A 17574-nucleotide genomic window follows, 5' to 3' on the forward strand; every position below is an offset into this window, starting at 1 on the left:
GCCCGGAGCTGGGCTATTCTTTCGGAGTCGCGAGCGATAGCCCCCCGGGGAACAAGTTCGCTGATGGGGTATGGTGTAATTGGCAACACGACTGATTCTGGTTCAGTTATTCTAGGTTCGAGTCCTGGTACCCCAGCGCACGCAGTGCAGCTTTGCTCCCGTCGTCTAGTGGCCTAGGACGCCGCCCTCTCAAGGCGGTAACGGCGGTTCGAATCCGCTCGGGAGTACGAGAATTTCCCCTCTCACCAGCAGTTTGTATGGCTCCGTCGTCTAGTGGCCTAGGACGCCGCCCTCTCAAGGCGGTAGCGGCGGTTCGAATCCGCTCGGGGCTACCTTGAAGCGGGCTCCCTCCCCGGGAGTCCGCTTTTTTGTTGCCCTCAGATTGGATAGTGCTACTATCGATACATGAGCTATCTACTGGTTGACGGACGTGAAGAGATCATCGCCGGGGCCGTGGTGCCTCACGGCGTGCCACTGATGGGCTGGGAGCGCAAGCCCCATGGGTGGTGCCGGGGAGACGCCTGCATCCCGTCGTTCCGCGCCGCCGCGGCCGAATCGGCCGAGGGTGTCGACGTGGTCACGTTCGCCGAGCTGCTCGGACGTCCCGTGGTGACGGGCGAGGGGGTCATCGCGGTCGGCGAGCCCGTCGTGGCCGATCTGGGCGTCGCGCCCGACTTCACCCTCGACGGGTTCACCCTGTCGTCGCTGCGGGGGAGGAAGGTCGTCCTGGTCTTCTGGGCGTCGTGGTGCGGGTGCCGCTACGACCTGCCCGCCTGGCTGGCCCTCGGCGACGAGCTGCCCGTCGAGATCGTGCCGATCTCCCTCGACCGTGACCGCGCCGACGCCGCAGCCTGGCACGACGGGCCCGTCGACGCCGAGGGTGTCGTGGCCGAGCTCTACAACGTCGTCAACGTGCCCACCGTTGTCTGGATCGACGAGGAGGGCCGCGTCGCCCGCCCGCAGGACACCATGACCGCCACCGACACCTTCCGCTCCATGAACGGCCTCTCGTCGGAGGCCGCCGTCGCGGCGCTGCGCCACTGGGCGCTGACCGGCGAGTCGGGCGCCTCGGGCCAGAGCCTGCGCCGGGCCACCGACGAGGAGCGCGCCGCCCGCCTGCACGCCCGGATCGCCGCCTGGGCCTTCCGCGAGGGCCGCCCCGGCCAAGCCCGCCGCCATCTGGCGGTAGCGGCCGAGCTGGCCCCCCACGACGTGGCAATCAGGCGCGGTCTGATGCCGCTCGACGGGATCGACCCGTTCGGCGAGGCCTACTTCGCCCTCAAGGGTGAACTGGAGGGCGCGGGCATCGCGATCTACCGCCCGCTCCCCGACTGGTCGTGAGGATTTGCCTCCGGCCACGCCTGGGTTCCAAAATTAGACCCATGACGACCACGATGCAGAGCCGGACCCACTCCTGGGCGCCCCCGACCATCCCCGCCGACGTCGCTGAGATGTCCGGCCTGGAGTTCCTCCAGGCCATGCTCGACGGGAAGATCCCGGCGCCGCCCATCGCGGGGACCCTGGGCTTCACCATGCTCAAGGTGGAGAAGGGGCTGGCCCTGTTCGAGGGGGAGACGGGCGAGCATCAGTACAACCCGATGGGCACCGTCCACGGCGGCTACTTCGCCACCCTGCTCGACTCGGCGCTCGGGTGCGCGATCATGACCGCCCTGCCGGCGGGGCGGGCGTACACGACCGTGCAGCTCAACGTGAACATGATCAGGCCCGCGTTCGCGCACACCGGGCCGCTGCGGTGTGAGGCCAGGACCCTGCACGTCGGCCGGACCACCGCCACCGCCGAGGGGTCGCTCGTGGGCGTGAACGACGGCAAGCTCTACGCCCACGGCACCACGACCTGCGCGGTCTTCCCCCTGGGGTAGGTCAGCCGCCCGAGCGGGCCTTGAACAGGGCGCGCTTGGCGGCCTTGCCGACGTTGCGGTCGGGGTGGGCCTCGGCGATCGCCTCGAGGAGCTCGTCGAGGTGGGGGTGGCGGACCTTCCAGATCACGTCGAGCAGGCTGATCAGGTCGGTCGCCGGGCCGATGTCCTCAAGGCTGCTGACGAACTCGGCACGGCCCAGGCCCGCCGAGATGGTCCACATGTCGAGGATCAGCCAGTGGGTGTCGGCCTGGGTCGGCTCGGGGGCGCCCTCGACCTCGAGCTGGGTGAGGTGGGTGGCGGCGTAGGAGCGCAGCGACTCCTCGGCCAGGGCCTTCTTCCAGGCCGGGATCGCCACCTCGCCGAGCTGACCGACCAGGGAGGCGGCCTGGACGCGCACCAGCGCGTCGGACTCGTCTTCCACGGCGGCGCCGAGCAGTTCCTCGGCGGCCTGGGCGGGCTCGCGCAGGCGCATCCAGGCGGCGAACTCGGCGTCGGCCTCCTCTTCGGACATGTCGGCGCTGAGCGACAGCAGGTCGTGGGCCGTCATGGCGTCGATGGCCGGGCGGGCGTCGATGTCGAGGTCGGCCTCGTCGACCAGGTGGACGACGCCCTCGGTGCCCAGGGAGGTCAGCCTGACCGTCTGGCCGTCGACCTCGGCCATGCCGTAGCCGGTCAGCCAGTCGAGGACGGGGGCCAGCGGGTCGCCGGCCGCCTCCCACGCGGCGTCGCCCAGATCGTCGTAGTCGCGGACCGCCTCGGACAGCTCCTCGCGCAGCTCGTCGAGCGCCTTCTGGCCGCCGCTCAGCAGGACCCGGATCAGGGTCTCGCGGGTCAGGCCCGACAGGGCCAGGGTCAGGTCGTCGTCGTCGAGTTCGGGGTCGCCGTAGTCGATCGAGCCGAGGCCGAGCATCCAGGCGTCGAGGACGTCTTCGTCGTCGTCGAACGGCCAGGCGGCGGTGTCGGAGTCGATGCTCACGGTGTCCTCACCCGAGGGGGTGACGAACTCCAGGTCGATCGCGAGGTTCCACAGGTTCCACAACTTCTGCGGGCCGGACAGGCCCAGGGCCGTCACGGCCTCCTCGACCTCGGCGTCGGTCAGCAGCGTCGACTCGCCGACCTTGCGGTCGGTGCCGATCCAGACCGACAGGTCGCGGGCGGCGGCGATCAGCGGCACCCGGCGGGCGTCGGCGGCCAGCTCGGCGTCGGGGCGCAGCCGCAGGGTCGGCAGCTCGGCGAGCTCGTCGGCGAACGGCTCGAAGTCGCCGAGGCCCTCGTCCTCCTCGCCGTCGTCCTCCTCGTCCCACTCGGTCTCGCCGATGGCGTCCTCCATGCGGTCGACGAAGTCGTCCTCCAGCGCGTCGAGCTCGTTGAGCAGCAGCTCCAGGCGGTCGGAGGCGGGCGTCAGGCGGCCGGTCTCGTCGAGGAAGGTCAGGTAGGACCGCAACGACGGCACCATCGCGTCGGCGGCGGCGTCGGGGTCTTCGACCACCTGTGGAAGACGGTCGAGCATGAGGGGGCGCAGATCGTCGCGGCGCCAGTGGCCCACGTCGGAACGCTGGCTCAGGCGGTGCCACAGGGCGGCCGAGCCGACCAGGTCGGGGTCGCTTTCCGGGGCGTGGACGGGCACCCAGAGAAGGAATTCCTGGAGCAGGGGACGCAGTTCAGCCGCGGCTGCCTCAATGCGATCTGTCACCCCGCCAGCCTAGGGCCAACAAGCGAAGCCATCTAACCGGTTAGCCCCCTTCGGCCCACCGTTCAGGACCCGTTCGCGCCCGCCCTGCGCATGGCCTCGGTGATGCGGTCGGCGGCGCTCACGACGGGCGCGGCGTGGAGGCGGCCGGGGGTGCGGGTGAGGCGCTCTATGGGGCCCGAGACCGACACGGCGGCGATCACCTTGCCGCCCACGCCCCGGATGGGCGCCGACACCGAGGCGACGCCCTGTTCGCGCTCGCCGACGCTGTGGGCCCAGCCGCGCCGCCGGACGCTGGCCAGGGTCGCGGCGGTGAACTTGGCGCCGCGCAGGCCGCGGTGGAGCCGGTCGGGCTCCTCCCAGGCCAGCAGGATCTGGGCGGCCGACCCGGCGCTCATCGGCAGCGCCGACCCGACGGGAACGGTGTCGCGCAGGCCGCTGGCGCGTTCCGCCGCCGCGACGCACACCCGCTCGTCGCCCTGGCGGCGGTAGAGCTGGGCGCTCTCGCCGGTGAGGTCGCGCAACTGGGTCAGGACGGGACCCGCGACCGCGAGCAGGCGGTCTTCGCCCGCCGCAGTGGACAACTCGGACAACCGCGGCCCCAATATGAAACGGCCCTGCGTGTCGCGGGACACGATCCGGTGATGCTCCAGGGCCACCGCGAGGCGGTGGGCAGTGGGCCGGGCCAACCCGGTGGCCTGGACCAACTGCGCCAGCGACGCCGGTCCGGCCTCCAGGGCGTTGAGCACGAGGACGGCCTTGTCGAGTACGCCGACTCCGCTAGAGTTGTCCATACCCCGATACTGCCGTCTCGCTATCCGAGATGCAACCGCAGTAGTGGCGGTAAGAAGATACAGTGTCCATATCCCGATATATCAGTCTCATGATAAGAGACGGGACGATAACGCGAGGAGGCGTTGGAGACCATGGGACGCACACTGGCCGAGAAAGTATGGGAGCAGCACGTCGTCAGGCGCGCCGACGGTGAGCCCGACCTGCTCTTCATCGACCTCCACCTCATCCACGAGGTGACCAGCCCGCAGGCGTTCGACGGGCTCCGCATGGCCGGGCGGCCGGTGCGCCGCCCCGACCTGACCATCGCCACCGAGGACCACAACGTGCCGACGGTCCGCGGCCCGATCGCCGACCCGGTGTCCCGCACCCAGGTCGAGACGCTGCGCAAGAACGCCGCCGAGTTCGGCATCCGGCTCCACCCCATGGGCGACGCCGGCCAGGGCGTGGTGCACATCATCGGCCCGCAGTTCGGGCTCACCCAGCCGGGCATGACGATCGTCTGCGGCGACAGCCACACCTCGACCCACGGCGCCTTCGGCGGCATCGCGTTCGGCATCGGCACCTCCGAGGTGGAGCACGTGCTGGCCACGCAGACGCTGCCGGCCTACCGGCCGAAGACGATGGCGATCGAGGTCAAGGGCGCGCTGCCGTTCGGCGTCACGGCCAAGGACCTGATCCTGGCGATCATCGCCGAGATCGGCACCGGCGGCGGCCAGGGCTACATCGTCGAATACCGCGGCGAGGCGATCCGGAACCTCTCGATGGAGGGCCGGATGACCGTCTGCAACATGTCCATCGAGGCGGGCGCCCGCGCGGGCATGATCGCCCCCGACCAGACGACCTTCGACTACCTGAAGGGCCGTCCCCACGCCCCCGAGGGCGAGGCGTGGGACGCCGCGGTCGACTACTGGAAGACGCTGCGCACCGACGACGACGCCGTCTTCGACAAGGTCGTGGAGATCGACGCCGCGACGCTCACCCCGTTCGTCACGTGGGGCACCAACCCCGGCCAGGGCGCGCCGCTGAGCTCGGTCGTCCCGGCGCCGGAGCAGTTCGGCGACCCGATCGAGCGGTCGGCCGCCGAGCGGGCGCTGGAGTACATGGGGCTGACCGCCGGCACCCGGCTCACCGACGTCGAGGTCGACACGGTGTTCGTCGGCTCGTGCACCAACGGCCGGCTCGAAGACCTGCGGGCCGCCGCCGAGATCCTCCAGGGCCGTCAGGTCAAGACGCGCACGCTGATCGTGCCGGGCTCGATGATGGTCAAGCTCCAGGCCGAGGCCGAAGGGCTCCACGAGGTGTTCAAGGCCGCCGGGGCCGAGTGGCGGGAGGCCGGGTGCTCGATGTGCCTGGGCATGAACCCCGACACCCTCGCGCCGGGGGAGCGCAGCGCCTCCACGTCCAACCGCAACTTCGAGGGCCGGCAGGGCAAGGGTGGCCGCACCCACCTGGTGTCGCCGCAGGTCGCCGCGGCGACCGCCGTCACCGGCAAGCTGACCGCCCCCGCCGATCTCGTCTGACTCGGAGAGCTCTGATGGACGCCTTCGTCACCCACACCGGCACCGCCGTCCCGCTGCGGCGCAGCAACGTCGACACCGACCAGATCATCCCGGCCGTCTGGCTCAAGCAGGTCAGCCGCACCGGCTTCGAGAAGGGCCTGTTCGCCGCCTGGCGCGAGGACCCCTCGTTCGTGCTCAACGACCCGGCCTACACCGGCGCCTCGATCCTGGTCTCCGGTCCCGACTTCGGCACCGGCTCCTCCCGCGAGCACGCCGTCTGGGCCCTGCAGCAGTACGGCTTCCGCGTCGTCATCGCCGCCCGCTTCGGCGACATCTTCCGCAACAACTCCACCAAGATGGGCCTGCTCCCGGTGGTCCTGACGCCCGAGGCGGTGGAGACGCTCCAGAAGGCCGTCGAGGCCGACCCCGCGACCGAGATCACCGTCGACCTGGCCGAGCGCGAGGTGCGGGCGGCGGGTCAGACGTGGTCGTTCGAGATCGACGACTACACCCGCTGGCGGCTGATGGAGGGCCTCGACGACATCGGCCTGACCCTCCGGCACGCCGACGCCATCGCGGCGTACGAGAGCGAGCGGCAGCCGTGGCTGCCGAAGACCGCCTGACCGGGCCGGACGACGACCCCGAGGAATTTCTGGCGCGGCGGCTGCGCGACGCGCAACGCCGCGTTCGGGACCTACCCTTGACAGGGGAGGAGCGGGAACGTGTCGCTCGGAGGCTGCTCGCGATCTGCGATGCGGCAAAGCGCGACATTCCCCACGCAACCACCCGGCTGGAGGGCTTCATCGCCTTCCTGGACGGCGAATTCGACACGCCGAGTGGCGGTGAATTCACGTAAGGTGATTGAGTCGCGCGCGTTCCTCCCCTACTTTCAAAGCGCGTAAGGGGGAGGAACCACATGAACAAGAAGGAACTCGTCGACGCCATCGCCGACCGTGTCGGCGACAAGAAGACGGCGACCGAAGCGATCAACGCCGTCATCGACGCCATTCAGCACGCCGTGGCCAGCGGCGACAAGGTCTCGATCACCGGCTTCGGCGCTTTCGAAATGGCGCACAAGCCGGCCCGCACCGCGCGCAACCCTTCCACGGGTGAGCCGATCAAGGTCGCCGAGAGCTGGGCGCCGAAGTTCCGTCCGGGGGCCGATTTCAAGGAACTGGTCAACGCGGGCGGAAAGAAGGCGCAGAAGAAGAAGTAGCGAGAGACGCGGACGGCCGAAGGCCGGCCGTGGCTCGAGCCGGGAGAAAGCAATAAAACGCGGATAACGGCGCACCCGATGCAAACGATCGTTTCGGGGGCGCCGTTCCTGTTCACGGCACCGGAAATGTGCTGAGCGTAATGAACGAGATCACCCCGTCGGTCAGCACGATGTTGACCCGCTGGCCCGGCCGGAGCAGCCGCAGCGGGCCCGCGTCGAAGGCCGCGGCCGGGAACGGCACCTCGGTGCCGTCGTCGAGGTAGACCGACCCGGACCGGGTCTCGTCGTCGAAGGTCTTCACCGTCGCCTGCACGCCGTCAGGGTAGTCGATGTAGGACGCGAGGCCTCTGAGGATGACGTCGAGCCCGAGCTCGAACCGGTAGTCGTTGGTCTCGCCGGTCATGTAGGGCGCCATCGCCGTCAGGTTGGGGTATTCGTCGGCCGGCAGGTCGCGGAAGTAGCCCTCCAGCTGCTCCATGACCTCGGCCCACTCCTCGGGCGTGGAGGCCTGGAAACGCTGCTCCCAGGTGCTCTCCTCCAGGGTGAAGCCTTCGAGGAAGGTCGACAGCAGGTCGCCCGCGATGGCGGCGACCCGGTCGGGCAGGCCGCCGGAGCGCAGGATCGCCATCAGCTTCTCGACGTTGGGCATCAGCTCGGGCGTGAACGGCACGTGCTGCATCGAGATCCAGGCCAGGTCGCGATGGGCGCGCAGGCGTTCCCGGCCGGCCCGCGCGAAGTCCTTGATCTGCTCCATCCAGTTCGCCGGGTCGGGCTCGGGCAGGCCGCCGCCGACGAACATGCGTTCGTACATGAGCTTGAACAGCTCTTCTTTGTTCTGTACGTGGGCGTACAGGGCCGAGACCGCGACGCTCAGCTCGGCGGCGACCTGGCGCATGCTCATGCGGTGGTAGCCCTCGCGGTCGAGCACGACGTAGGCCGCGTCGACGATGCGGTCGCGGGTGAGCGGGACCTTCGCCGGACGCTTGGGCTCGTGCTCGTTCTTCTCCCATGGAGGCGTCGGCATGGTCATGGCGCCAAGCCTTTCAGATGAACAGTGTTCTTGCTTACTGAACACCGTTCATGCTAGAACAGTGTTCACTTCATTATGAACACTGTTCTCCTCCCGGGGGTAATCGCATGTCCCACACGACCGTCGCGGGGGTGACGGAGGGCTACCGGTGGCGCTGGCCCGCCCTCTTCGTCATCCTCGGCGCCGAGATCATGGACCTGATCGACGCCATGGTCACCAACATCGCCGGCCCGCACATCCAGGCCGAACTGGGCGGCTCCGAGACGCTGCTCCAGTGGCTCGGCGCCGCCTACACCCTGGCCATGGCCACCGGCCTGCTCACCGGCGGCCGGCTCGGCGACGTCTTCGGGCGGCGCCGCATGTTCCTCGTCGGCGCCGTCGGCTTCACCGTCAGCTCGCTGCTCTGCGGCCTGGCGATGTCGCCCGAGATGCTCGTCGCCTCACGCGCCCTCCAGGGCCTGTTCGCCGCCGTCATGCTGCCGCAGGGGCTCGGCATGCTGCGCGAGATGTTCCCGCCCGCGGAGATGGGCAAGGCGTTCGGCATGTTCGGGCCGGTCATGGGCCTGGCGTCGGTCGGGGGGCCGATCCTGGCCGGGTGGCTGGTCGACGCCGACTTCTTCGGCACCGGCTGGCGCATGATCTTCCTGATCAACCTGCCCGTCGGGCTGCTGGCCGTCGCGGGCGGCCTGCGCTACCTGCCCGAGTCGAAGTCGCCGACCCCGCCCTCGCTCGACCTGGTCGGTGTCGTGCTCGCCTCGGTCGCCGGGCTGCTCGTCGTGTTCCCGCTGGTCCAGGGCCGTGAGCACGACTGGCCCGCGTGGGCCTTCGTGATGCTGGCCGCCTCGCTCGCGGTGTTCGGGCTGTTCGGGTGGTACCAGGGCCGGCGCACCCGGGCAGGGCGCGACCCGCTGATCGAGGGCAGCCTGTTCCGCAAGCGCGCCTTCAACGGCGGCCTGGTCACCGGGCTCGTCTTCTTCTCCGGCATGTCAGGCTTCATGCTCGTCTTCAACCTCTACACCCAGATCGGGCTGCACTACTCGCCGCTGAAGGCGGGCCTGGCCGGCGTCCCGTGGTCGGTCGGCATGATCATCGGCTTCGGGCTGGTCCAGCCCCTCATGAAGCACGGCCGTGCCTGCCTCCAGGGCGGCACCCTGCTGATGACCCTCGGCGTCGTGCTCGTCTGGGTGACGCTCCAGCTCGCCGGGCTCGGCGTCACCCCCTGGCAGCTCACCCCCGCGCTGATCATCACGGGCGTCGGCATGGGCTTCCTGATGGCGCCCTTCTTCAACCTCGTGCTCGCCGGGGTGGAGCCCCACGAGACCGGCTCGGCCTCGGGCACGCTCACCGCGGTGCAGCAGCTCGGCGGCGCGTTCGGGGTGGCGCTGCTCGGCACGGTCTTCTTCGGCCTGCTCGGCGACGTGCCCAGCCCCGCCACGTTCGAGACCGCGATGGAGACCACGCTCTGGGTGGTCGCCGGGATGCTGCTGCTCACCTTCGTGGTGTCGTTCCTGCTCCCCAAGCACGTCCGCGAAGAGGATCTACAGCACTAGCCTCGCCACGGCGGCGGTGTGGGGGCCCAGGCCCAGCGCCGCCGCCTCGGCCAGGTCCTCGATCGTGTCGACGTCGCGGCGGACCGAGTCGACGTCGGGGAGGCAGAGCTCCTTGGCGCCGCCCGACAGGTGCCGGGCCCGCGACTCGCCGCCGAACCTCGGCCGGAAGGGCACGCCGGGGCGTACCGCGTAGAGGACGGTGCCGACGTCGGCGGCGTCAGGCAGGAACGCCTGGTCGAACTCGGCCGCGGCCGCCAGCACCCGGGCCAGCTCGCGGGGGCGCAGCGCGGGCAGGTCGGCCTGCAGGGCGGCCACCGCGCCGGTGGCGCTCGCCGCCCCGGCCCGCAGGGCCGCGTTCAGCCCGACGTCCGGGTCCGGTACGACATCCGCCCCCAGCCCCGCCAGCACGGCCGCGGGCCGCGGGTCGGCCGTCACCACGATCACCCGGGTGACCCCCTCGGCCGACGACGCGGCCGTCACCGTGTCGGCGGCCACCGCCACCGCCAGGTCCTCCCGGTGGGGCCCCGCGGCGGCGGCCAGCCGGGTCTTGGCCCTGATCAGAGTCTTGACGGGGACGATGATCGTCCATCCGAGCCGTTGCATGACACCAAGCATCGCGCCTCGACATCTCCTCGGGCCAACCGGGACACTGGGGGTCCTTTCCGTGACAGACCGAGGTGTTCGATGAGCCGCCGCCCCGGGCGACCGTCCCGTTTCTGGGAGACGGTCGCCGTCGTGATCATCAAGCCGCTTTCCCTGCTGCTCGTGAAGCACGACTGGCGCCGGATCGACCGCATCCCCCGGACCGGCGGCGTCATCATCGTCGCCAACCATCTGTCGTGGACCGACCCGGTGCTGCTCGGCCACCTCCTCTACGCCTCCGGGCGCTGGCCGGTCGTGCTGGCCAAGTCGGGCGTCTTCGCGGTGCCGGTTCTCGGCAAGGTGATCGCCGCGCTGCGCACCATCCCGGTCTACCGGGGCAGCGCCGAGGCCACCCGCTCGCTGCACGACGCCGAGGAACGCCTGGCCGAGGGCAGCTCGATCCTCTTCTACCCCGAGGGCACCATCACCCGCGACCCCGGCCTGTGGCCGATGGCCGGCAAGACCGGCGCGGCCCGCCTGGCCCTGGCGACGGGCACCCCGGTGATCCCGATCGCCCACTGGGGGGCGCAGGAACTGCTGCCGTACGGCGAGAAGAAGCCCCGGCTGTTCCCCCGCAAGACCTTCAAGGCGCTCGTCGGCGAACCGGTCGACCTGTCGGGCTTCGAGGGCCGCCCAGCCGAGGCGACGGCCGAGATCATGCGCGCCGTCACACTGCTCCTCGCGGAGCTGCGGGGTGAGAAGGCGCCTGACGCCTAATCACCGCGTACGGTGAGCACCATGACCAAGGCTGCCGTTTTCGGGTCCGGTTCGTGGGGCACCATGTTCGCGCTCATTCTCGCCGAGGCGGGCACGAAGACCACGCTGTGGGGCCGCCGGCCCGATCTCATCGAGGCGATCAACCAGCGCCACGAGAACCCCGACTACCTGCCCGGACTGCGGCTGCCCGACACGGTGCGCGCGACCACCGACCCGGCCGAGGCGATGGACGGCGCCGAGTACGTCGTGCTGGCCGTGCCCTCGCAGACGCTCCGCCAGAACCTGGAGGCGTGGCGGCCCTGGTTGCCGCCCCGGGCGGTGCTGGTCAGCCTGATGAAGGGCATCGAGTTGTCCACGACCAAGCGGATGAGCGAGGTCATCGAAGAGGTCGGCGGGGTGCCGAGAGAGCGGATCGCGGTCGTGTCCGGCCCCAACCTGGTGGGCGAGCTGGCCCAGCGGCAGCCGGGGTCGACGGTCGTGGCGTGCTCCGACGAGGCGGTGGCGGCCCGGTTGCAGGAGGCCATCCACCTGCCCTGGTTCCGGACCTACACCAACACCGACGTGGTCGGGGTCGAGGTCGGCGGCGCGGTCAAGAACGTGATCGCGCTCGCGGTGGGGGTGTCGGCGGGTATGGGCATGGGCGACAACCTGGCCGCGACGCTGATGACCCGGGGCCTGGCCGAGATCTCCCGGCTGGGCGTGGTGCTCGGCGCCGATCAGCACACCTTCGCCGGCCTCGCCGGGATGGGCGATCTCATCGCGACGTGTACGTCTCCATTGTCCCGTAACCGTACTTTCGGTGAGAATCTTGGGCGCGGAATGACCTTCGACGAGGTCGTCTCCGTGACCAAGCAGACCGCCGAGGGGGTCAAGTCGTGCGAGTCGGTGCTGGAACTCGCCAGGAAGCACGACGTCGAGATGCCGATCACCGAGGTGGTCGTCGGCGTCGTGCACGACGGGATGACCCCGGGCGAGGCGGCGATGCTGCTGATGTCCCGCACCCCCAAACCAGAGCGCTACGTGTGAGAGCGGGTGACGCCCGGTGAGCCGAGCCCGGCGCTCCCCAGAGCCCGAACCACGGCGCGAGCCGCAGCAGCCCTCCGGCCGCCGGCGTCCGGGGTTCGATCGGGCGGATTCACCGAGCGAGCCAGGGCCGGCTTCGGGCCGTCCGCTTCTTGCTCCCGGAGAGAACACCCGCTCCGTGCACCTGCCGAAGCCGTCGTCGCCCCGGCAGGAGGCGCTCGGGCAGCCCGTCTGGCGGTCGGCCTCGTGGGCGTTCGGCTCCTCGGGGGAGCACGCCGACGTGGTCGCCGGGCACCGGCCGGGATACACGTACGGCCGCGTCGACAACCCGACCGTCGACGCGTTCGCCGCGGCGGTGGCCGCCCTCGAAGGGGCCGCCGCGCCGGAGGACGTCGCCGGCCAGGCCTTCTGCTCGGGGATGGCGGCGATCACCGGGACCCTGCTCACCTTCCTGGGCAACGGCTCCCACGTCGTCGCCCCGGCGCAGGTGAGCGGCGCCACCTACACGCTGCTCGCCGGCGTGTTGTCCCGCTTCGGGGTGTCGGCCGACTTCGTCGACCACTCCGACCTGCGCGGGGTGCGGGCCGCGATCCGGCCCACCACCAAGATCCTGTACGCCGAGACGCTCGCCGCCCCCGCCATGGCGGTGGCCGACATCCGGGGCCTCTACCAGGTCGCCCGGGAGGCGGGCGCGCTGCTGGTGGTCGACTCGACGTTCGCCACCCCGGTCGTCTGCCGCCCGCTCGAACACGGCGCCGACCTGGTCATCCACTCGGCGACCACATACATGGGCGGCCACGACGACTGCGTCGGCGGCGTCGTGGTCGGCCGTCCCGACCTGGTCGCCAAGGTCCGCCAGACCCGCATCGACACCGGTTCGGCGCTCTCGCCCGACGACGCCTTCCTGCTGCGCCGGGGCCTGGAGACGCTGACGCTGCGGGTCCGCCGCATGTGCTCCACCGCCATGGTCTTCGCCGCGGCGCTGGCCAGGCATCCGCACGTCCGGCGGGTCGACTACCCGGGCCTGCCCACCCATCCGGGCCACCAGACCGCCCGGAACCTGTTCGACTCCGGCCCCGAGGGCACCCGGTTCGGCGCGGTCGTCACCCTCACCCCCCACGGCGGCTTCGAGGCCGGGGTGGCGCTGGCCGACCGGCTGCGCACCGCCGCCATCGCGCCGTCGGCGGGCGGCACCCACACCAGGGCCGTCCACCTGGCCTCGGTGGCGCGCTCCGACGAGAGCGTGCCGGGGGTCGACGCCGGGGCCGTGCGGTTCGCCATCGGGCTCGAAGACGCCGAAGATCTGATCGCCGACGTCACCCAGGCACTCGACGCATTGGGCTCTTTGCCCCGAGCTCGGACCTGACGAGGCGTTTTTCCACCTCGACAGGATAGATTCGGACCTCATGAACCGGATTCGAGTCGCCGTCGTCTTCGGCGGACGCAACTCCGAGCACGCGGTGTCGCTGATGGGTGCCGGAAGCGTCCTGTCGGTGATCGACCGTGCGCGATATGAGGTCGTGCCGATCGGCATCGCACCGGACGGCCGCTGGGTCATCGCGGCCGACACCCAGAGCTTCGCGATCGAGGACGGCGCCCTGCCGGTCGTCGACACCAGCGGATCGGCGCTGGCCATCCCGCCCGGCGACGGCTCCCTGGTCGCCCTCGACCCGGGCGACGTCCCGCGCTCGCTCGGCACGGTCGACGTCGTCTTCCCGGTCATGCACGGCCCCTTCGCGGAGGACGGCACCATCCAGGGCCTGCTGGAGATGGCCGGGGTCCGGTACGTCGGCTCCGGGGTCCTCGCGAGTGCCGTTGGTATGGACAAGGCGTACATGAAGGCCGTCCTGAATTCGGCCGGGCTGCCGGTGGGGCCGTACGTCGTGGTGCCCGACCGGACCTGGCGCACCGACCGCCACCGCGTGCTCAAGGAGATCGAGGAGCTCGGCTGGCCGGTCTTCGTGAAGCCCGCGCGGGCCGGGTCGTCGCAGGGCATCTCCAAGGCCTCGACGCCCGAGGAGCTGGAGACCGCGATCGAGTTCGCCCGCGAGCACGACCCGAAGGTCCTGGTCGAGGCGGCCATCCCCGGCCGAGAGATCGAGTGTGCGGTGCTCCAGGGCCTCGGCGACGAGCCGCCGGCCGCGAGCGTGCCCGGCGAGGTGCTGGTCACGGGCGGGCAGGAGTTCTTCGACTTCGAGGCCAAGTACTACCCCGACCAGATGGCCCTTCAGGTCCCCGCCGACCTCCCCGAGGAGGTGGCCGAGGAGATCAGGGCCATGGCGGTGCGGGCGTACGAGGCCCTCGGCTGCGAGGGGCTGTCACGGGTCGACTTCTTCTACACACCCGACGGGCGGCTGATCCTCAACGAGATCAACACGATGCCCGGGTTCACGTCGCTCTCGGTGGCGCCCCAGCTCTGGGCGGCGACCGGGCTGCCCTATCCGGAACTCGTCGACCGGCTGATCCAGCTGGCCCTGCAGCGCCCGCTGGGCCTGCGCTAGGGGATCGTCGCCTTGATCGGGTCGGCCAGATCGACCAGGACGCTGCCCGGCTGATGGTTCGCGGAGATCGTCACCTCGACGTAGGCCTCGCGGTTGACCGAGGTGAACAGGGTCGGACGGGCCGGATCGGCGAACCAGCCGACCCCGTTGACGTCGCTCACCTCGGCGGTCGGCTCCATCGAGGCCGGGCGGCCGACGCCGCAGCGCAGGGCGATCTCCCCGGCCCCCCACACGGCCGTGTAGGGGGACACCGGATCGGTTTCGGTGCGGGCCAGGCCCTCGATGGTGGCCGGCAGTTTCGCGGACAAGGCCTGGCAGGCGGTCGCGGCGGCCCCCTCGGGGGCCGGCGGGTCGAGGCTCACCGCCTGGGCGCACCCCGCCGCCAGCACCACCACGATCAACCAGCCACGCTTCATATGTGGACGATAGGGCAGGTCAGCGTACGCGTGATGCCCTTGACGGACTGGATCTGGGCGACCACCAGCTTGCCGAGCTCGTCGACGTTGTTGGCCTCGGCCCGGACGATCACGTCGTAGGGGCCGGTCACGTCTTCGGCTTGGGTGACCCCAGGGATCTTCGAGATGGCCTCGGCCACAGCCGCCGCCTTGCCGACCTCGGTCTGGATAAGGATGTAGGCCTGCACCATCAGGTCCTCCCGGGATTGATCACCACCGAAAGGTCAAGGTACCCCGAACACCAGGAGGTGTGACATCACAGTCGGAGAACTCGGCGAATTCGGTGTTGTTAGCCGGATATCGGGGCGTCTGCCCCAAGGAGCGACAGTCCTCCTCGGCCCAGGCGACGACGCGGCGATCCTGCGCGCTCCGGACGGCAGGGTCGTCGTCACGACGGACATGCTTCTTGAGGGTAGACACTTTCGCCGCGATTGGTCCAGCCCGTACGAAATAGGTCGAAAAGCCGCAGCGCAGAATCTTTCCGACATTTCGGCCATGGGGGCGGTCGGGACGGGGCTTTTCGTGGGCCTCGGCATACCCGCCGACCTGCCGGTGGCCTGGCTCGACGGGCTGGTCGACGGGCTCCGCGACGAGTGCGCCCTCGTCGGGGCGAGCCTGGCCGGGGGAGATGTGACGCGGTCGGCGTCCGTGGTGCTGGGCGTGACCGCCCTGGGGGATCTGGAGGGCCGCTCGGCCGTCTTGCGGTCGGGGGCCCGGCCGGGCGACGTCGTGGCCGTGACGGGCTCTCTCGGGCGTTCTGAGGCCGGTTTGCGACTGCTTCTGGCGGGATTGTCAGGTTTTGACGATCTGGTGGAGGCGCACCGGCGGCCCCGGCCGCCCTACCCGGAGGGCCCGCGCGCCGCCGCGCTCGGCGCCACGGCCATGCTCGACGTCAGCGACGGCCTCCTGCAGGATCTCGGCCACATCTGCGCGGCCAGCGGCGTGGCGATCGTGCTCGACCCCGTCGAGGTGCCCGACGATCTCGCGGCGGCGGCCAAGGCGCTCGGGGCCGATCCCGTCGACTGGATCCTCGCCGGAGGAGAGGATCACGCGCTGGCGGCGACCTTCCCATCAGGGGTTTCCCTGCCTTCCGAGTGGCGGATTGTAGGAAATGTGGCCGAAGGGGATGGAGTACAGGCCGGAGGGCGCGAGAATGTCCCGGGGGGTTGGGATCACTTCCGAGGATGACGGGAACTTTGTGACAGCGGCAGCGTGACCTTGTAAGAAGGTTGGCGGGTGCAGATCAGGAAGGACCAGGAATGGGGCGCCACCGGGCCGGACGGACGGCCACGACCCCGGTCAAGAAAACCAAGCAGAAGGTCGACGAGACCGGCGACCCCCTGACGGGCCCGGTTCCACCTGCACCGATCCCGAGTTCCGGCGATCCCCAGCCCGCCGGCCCCCTGGCCGCCCCGGTCCAGGCCCCGGCCGACCCCTCGACGCAGCGGATCGAACCTCCTTCGACGGGCGCATTCGCGGCGCCCGTCCAGGCGCCCGGCAGGTCGATGCCCGACCAACCGCCCCCCGGCGCGGCCCCGCCTCCCGGCGGCCCGCCCTCGACGGGCGCCTTCACGGCCCAGGGCGGCCCCACGACCGGCCCGTTCACGGGCCCCGTCTTCGGCGGTCCCACAAGCGACCCCCACGCGGGTCCCGGACCGGCCGGTCCGTCGACGGGCCCCTTCACGGGCCCGATCCCCGGCGGTCCTTTCCCCGGTTCTTCAAGCGGTCCGGTCGAGCCGCCTTCGGGTGGTCCTGCCACGGGTCCCTTCACGGGTCCGGTCGGGACGCCGCCCGGAGGTCCTTCCACCGGGCCGTTCACGGGTCCAGTCGGGATGCCCTCGGGTGGTCCTGCCACGGGTCCCTTCACGGGACCGGTCGGGATGCCGCCCGGAGGTCCTTCGACCGGGCCGTTCACCGGTCCGGTCGGGCCGCCTTTCGGGAATGACGGCGTTCAGAACCAGGGAGCGGGGTCTGACGATCCGGCCACCGGGCCGATCACGGCTCCCGTGCGGGCGGCTCTCGGGACGGCCGAGGCCGCGGCGGGGCAGCAGGCGCAGGGGACGGCGCAGCTGAGCTATCGGTGGCCCGACGACGAGGCGAGCACCGGGGAGATGCCCGGGAGCACCACCGAGGCGCCGCTTCCCGGCGGGGCGAGGTCCGGTCGCCGGCGGCGGAACCGGGAGGCGGTGCCGATCGCGCGGTCGCGGCGGATGGCGGTGATCTCCGGGGTGGCCGTGGTCGCGGCGGTGTGTCTGACGCTGCTGGGCATCCGGCTGGCGTCCGGCGGGACCGAGCTGGTGGTGGTGCCCACGCCCAGCGAGACCGCGCCGCCTTCGCCGTCGCCGACGCCCCGGAAGGCCTCGCCCAGCCCGACCCCGAAGTCCTCCCAGTCGGCGCAGGCGACCTCGCGGCCGCATCCGCAGCCGGTGGTCACCAAGCCCAAGCCGAGCCCGAAGCCCAAGCCCACCACGCCCACGCCCGAGCCGCCTCCCGTCGAGGTCGACCTCGACACCGGGCCGACGCAGAACCAGCCGGGGTTCGAGTTCTAGCCGGGAAGGCAACTGATTGGATGTCAG

Annotated in this window: 19 protein-coding genes and 3 tRNA genes; 16 read left to right on the forward strand and 6 right to left on the reverse strand. The window is 70.9% G+C overall.

All coding sequences use genetic code 11. The annotated features are described in order from the left end of the window. Positions 1–64 precede the first annotated feature (64 nt). The 5 genes from GT755_RS23710 to GT755_RS23730 all read left to right on the forward strand — a co-directional run bounded on the left by GT755_RS23710 (position 65) and on the right by GT755_RS23730 (position 1880). Positions 65–136 (forward strand) — tRNA-Gln (locus GT755_RS23710). A gap of 18 nt (positions 137–154) precedes the next feature. Continuing rightward, a tRNA-Glu gene (locus tag GT755_RS23715) sits at positions 155–227 on the forward strand. Between the two features lie 32 nt (positions 228–259). After that, positions 260–332, forward strand: a tRNA-Glu gene (locus tag GT755_RS23720). Positions 333–405: 73 nt separating this feature from the next. Next, on the forward strand, positions 406–1341 hold the full coding sequence (locus GT755_RS23725; protein WP_161481854.1) for a redoxin domain-containing protein: 936 nt from the start codon (positions 406–408) through the stop codon (positions 1339–1341). Between the two features lie 41 nt (positions 1342–1382). Next, on the forward strand, positions 1383–1880 hold the full coding sequence (locus GT755_RS23730) for a PaaI family thioesterase (RefSeq protein WP_161481855.1): 498 nt from the start codon (positions 1383–1385) through the stop codon (positions 1878–1880). A 1-nt stretch (position 1881) separates the two neighbouring features. Here GT755_RS23730 and GT755_RS23735 read toward each other — a convergent pair whose 3' ends face one another. Both GT755_RS23735 and GT755_RS23740 read right to left on the reverse strand, forming a co-directional pair. Beyond that, positions 1882–3573, reverse strand: coding sequence for a hypothetical protein (locus GT755_RS23735; RefSeq protein ID WP_161481856.1), 1692 nt, complete (start codon positions 3571–3573; stop codon positions 1882–1884). Positions 3574–3635: 62 nt separating this feature from the next. After that, positions 3636–4364: an IclR family transcriptional regulator gene (locus tag GT755_RS23740; RefSeq protein ID WP_062349501.1), complete on the reverse strand. Its 729-nt coding sequence runs from the start codon at positions 4362–4364 to the stop codon at positions 3636–3638. Positions 4365–4496: 132 nt separating this feature from the next. On the opposite strand from GT755_RS23740, the gene leuC reads away from it, so the two are divergent. The 4 genes from leuC to GT755_RS23760 are packed head-to-tail and all read left to right on the forward strand — an operon-like array spanning position 4497 to position 7080. After that, a complete protein-coding gene (gene leuC / locus GT755_RS23745; RefSeq protein ID WP_161481857.1) occupies positions 4497–5885 on the forward strand; it encodes a 3-isopropylmalate dehydratase large subunit in 1389 nt (462 codons plus the stop codon). Positions 5886–5899: 14 nt separating this feature from the next. Continuing rightward, positions 5900–6487, forward strand: coding sequence for a 3-isopropylmalate dehydratase small subunit (gene leuD / locus GT755_RS23750; protein WP_161481858.1), 588 nt, complete (start codon positions 5900–5902; stop codon positions 6485–6487). Further along, positions 6466–6720, forward strand: coding sequence for an SCO5555 family protein (locus GT755_RS23755; protein ID WP_161481859.1), 255 nt, complete (start codon positions 6466–6468; stop codon positions 6718–6720). Before leuD ends, GT755_RS23755 begins: the two co-directional genes overlap by 22 nt. Positions 6721–6780: 60 nt before the next feature. Beyond that, a complete protein-coding gene (locus GT755_RS23760) occupies positions 6781–7080 on the forward strand; it encodes an HU family DNA-binding protein (protein WP_030456592.1) in 300 nt (99 codons plus the stop codon). 112 nt (positions 7081–7192) lie between these two features. Here the strand turns inward: GT755_RS23760 and GT755_RS23765 are convergent, their stop codons facing one another. After that, a complete protein-coding gene (locus tag GT755_RS23765; RefSeq protein ID WP_202610447.1) occupies positions 7193–8110 on the reverse strand; it encodes a TetR/AcrR family transcriptional regulator in 918 nt (305 codons plus the stop codon). 107 nt (positions 8111–8217) lie between these two features. Here GT755_RS23765 and GT755_RS23770 point away from each other — a divergent pair, with 107 nt between their 5' ends. Continuing rightward, complete coding sequence (locus tag GT755_RS23770; RefSeq protein ID WP_161481860.1) at positions 8218–9660, forward strand: MFS transporter; 1443 nt, start codon at positions 8218–8220, stop codon at positions 9658–9660. Here the strand turns inward: GT755_RS23770 and cofC are convergent. Continuing rightward, positions 9649–10263, reverse strand: a complete 615-nt coding sequence (gene cofC, locus GT755_RS23775) for a 2-phospho-L-lactate guanylyltransferase (RefSeq protein WP_161481861.1) — start codon at positions 10261–10263, stop codon at positions 9649–9651. The two genes, GT755_RS23770 and cofC, sit on opposite strands and share 12 nt — an antisense overlap. Before the next feature lie 81 nt (positions 10264–10344). On the opposite strand from cofC, the gene GT755_RS23780 reads away from it, so the two are divergent. From GT755_RS23780 to GT755_RS23795, 4 genes are all read left to right on the forward strand, one after another. Beyond that, positions 10345–11019, forward strand: coding sequence for a lysophospholipid acyltransferase family protein (locus GT755_RS23780; protein WP_161481862.1), 675 nt, complete (start codon positions 10345–10347; stop codon positions 11017–11019). Between the two features lie 21 nt (positions 11020–11040). After that, positions 11041–12045: an NAD(P)H-dependent glycerol-3-phosphate dehydrogenase gene (locus tag GT755_RS23785; protein ID WP_030456597.1), complete on the forward strand. Its 1005-nt coding sequence runs from the start codon at positions 11041–11043 to the stop codon at positions 12043–12045. 175 nt (positions 12046–12220) lie between these two features. Continuing rightward, complete coding sequence (locus GT755_RS23790; RefSeq protein ID WP_161481863.1) at positions 12221–13408, forward strand: trans-sulfuration enzyme family protein; 1188 nt, start codon at positions 12221–12223, stop codon at positions 13406–13408. Between the two features lie 40 nt (positions 13409–13448). Continuing rightward, positions 13449–14543: a D-alanine--D-alanine ligase family protein gene (locus GT755_RS23795; protein ID WP_161481864.1), complete on the forward strand. Its 1095-nt coding sequence runs from the start codon at positions 13449–13451 to the stop codon at positions 14541–14543. On the opposite strand, the gene GT755_RS23800 is transcribed toward GT755_RS23795, so the two are convergent. Both GT755_RS23800 and GT755_RS23805 read right to left on the reverse strand, forming a co-directional pair. After that, a complete protein-coding gene (locus GT755_RS23800) occupies positions 14540–14959 on the reverse strand; it encodes a DUF3515 domain-containing protein (protein ID WP_161481865.1) in 420 nt (139 codons plus the stop codon). The genes GT755_RS23795 and GT755_RS23800 overlap by 4 nt on opposite strands. Then, the gene (locus GT755_RS23805; protein ID WP_061297054.1) at positions 14956–15189 is read right to left on the reverse strand and encodes an Lrp/AsnC family transcriptional regulator; all 234 of its coding nucleotides are present in this window, start codon (positions 15187–15189) and stop codon (positions 14956–14958) included. The genes GT755_RS23800 and GT755_RS23805 overlap by 4 nt, the downstream gene beginning before the upstream one ends. Before the next feature lie 64 nt (positions 15190–15253). Between GT755_RS23805 and GT755_RS23810 the strand changes: the two genes are divergently transcribed. Both GT755_RS23810 and GT755_RS23815 read left to right on the forward strand, forming a co-directional pair. Then, complete coding sequence (locus GT755_RS23810; RefSeq protein ID WP_161482202.1) at positions 15254–16186, forward strand: thiamine-phosphate kinase; 933 nt, start codon at positions 15254–15256, stop codon at positions 16184–16186. 818 nt (positions 16187–17004) lie between these two features. After that, positions 17005–17547 (forward strand): hypothetical protein, encoded by a 543-nt coding sequence (locus GT755_RS23815; RefSeq protein WP_161481866.1) that lies wholly within the window; start codon positions 17005–17007, stop codon positions 17545–17547. The last annotated feature ends 27 nt before the right edge of the window (positions 17548–17574 follow it).

The sequence above is a fragment of the Herbidospora solisilvae genome (assembly GCF_009901565.1).
In the GTDB taxonomy this organism is placed as follows: domain Bacteria; phylum Actinomycetota; class Actinomycetes; order Streptosporangiales; family Streptosporangiaceae; genus Herbidospora; species Herbidospora solisilvae.

What these genes read in the sequence shown, in the direction of transcription:
- cofC (WP_161481861.1), bottom strand. Translation starts at nt 10,263, where the DNA reads ATGCAACGGCTCGGATGGACGATCATCGTCCCCGTCAAGACTCTGATC.
- GT755_RS23760 (WP_030456592.1), top strand. Translation starts at nt 6,781, where the DNA reads ATGAACAAGAAGGAACTCGTCGACGCCATCGCCGACCGTGTCGGCGAC.
- GT755_RS23795 (WP_161481864.1), top strand. Translation starts at nt 13,449, where the DNA reads ATGAACCGGATTCGAGTCGCCGTCGTCTTCGGCGGACGCAACTCCGAG.
- GT755_RS23725 (WP_161481854.1), top strand. Translation starts at nt 406, where the DNA reads ATGAGCTATCTACTGGTTGACGGACGTGAAGAGATCATCGCCGGGGCC.
- GT755_RS23785 (WP_030456597.1), top strand. Translation starts at nt 11,041, where the DNA reads ATGACCAAGGCTGCCGTTTTCGGGTCCGGTTCGTGGGGCACCATGTTC.
- leuC (WP_161481857.1), top strand. Translation starts at nt 4,497, where the DNA reads ATGGGACGCACACTGGCCGAGAAAGTATGGGAGCAGCACGTCGTCAGG.
- GT755_RS23800 (WP_161481865.1), bottom strand. Translation starts at nt 14,959, where the DNA reads ATGAAGCGTGGCTGGTTGATCGTGGTGGTGCTGGCGGCGGGGTGCGCC.
- GT755_RS23740 (WP_062349501.1), bottom strand. Translation starts at nt 4,364, where the DNA reads ATGGACAACTCTAGCGGAGTCGGCGTACTCGACAAGGCCGTCCTCGTG.
- GT755_RS23730 (WP_161481855.1), top strand. Translation starts at nt 1,383, where the DNA reads ATGACGACCACGATGCAGAGCCGGACCCACTCCTGGGCGCCCCCGACC.
- GT755_RS23805 (WP_061297054.1), bottom strand. Translation starts at nt 15,189, where the DNA reads ATGGTGCAGGCCTACATCCTTATCCAGACCGAGGTCGGCAAGGCGGCG.
- GT755_RS23780 (WP_161481862.1), top strand. Translation starts at nt 10,345, where the DNA reads ATGAGCCGCCGCCCCGGGCGACCGTCCCGTTTCTGGGAGACGGTCGCC.
- leuD (WP_161481858.1), top strand. Translation starts at nt 5,900, where the DNA reads ATGGACGCCTTCGTCACCCACACCGGCACCGCCGTCCCGCTGCGGCGC.
- GT755_RS23770 (WP_161481860.1), top strand. Translation starts at nt 8,218, where the DNA reads ATGTCCCACACGACCGTCGCGGGGGTGACGGAGGGCTACCGGTGGCGC.
- GT755_RS23765 (WP_202610447.1), bottom strand. Translation starts at nt 8,110, where the DNA reads ATGACCATGCCGACGCCTCCATGGGAGAAGAACGAGCACGAGCCCAAG.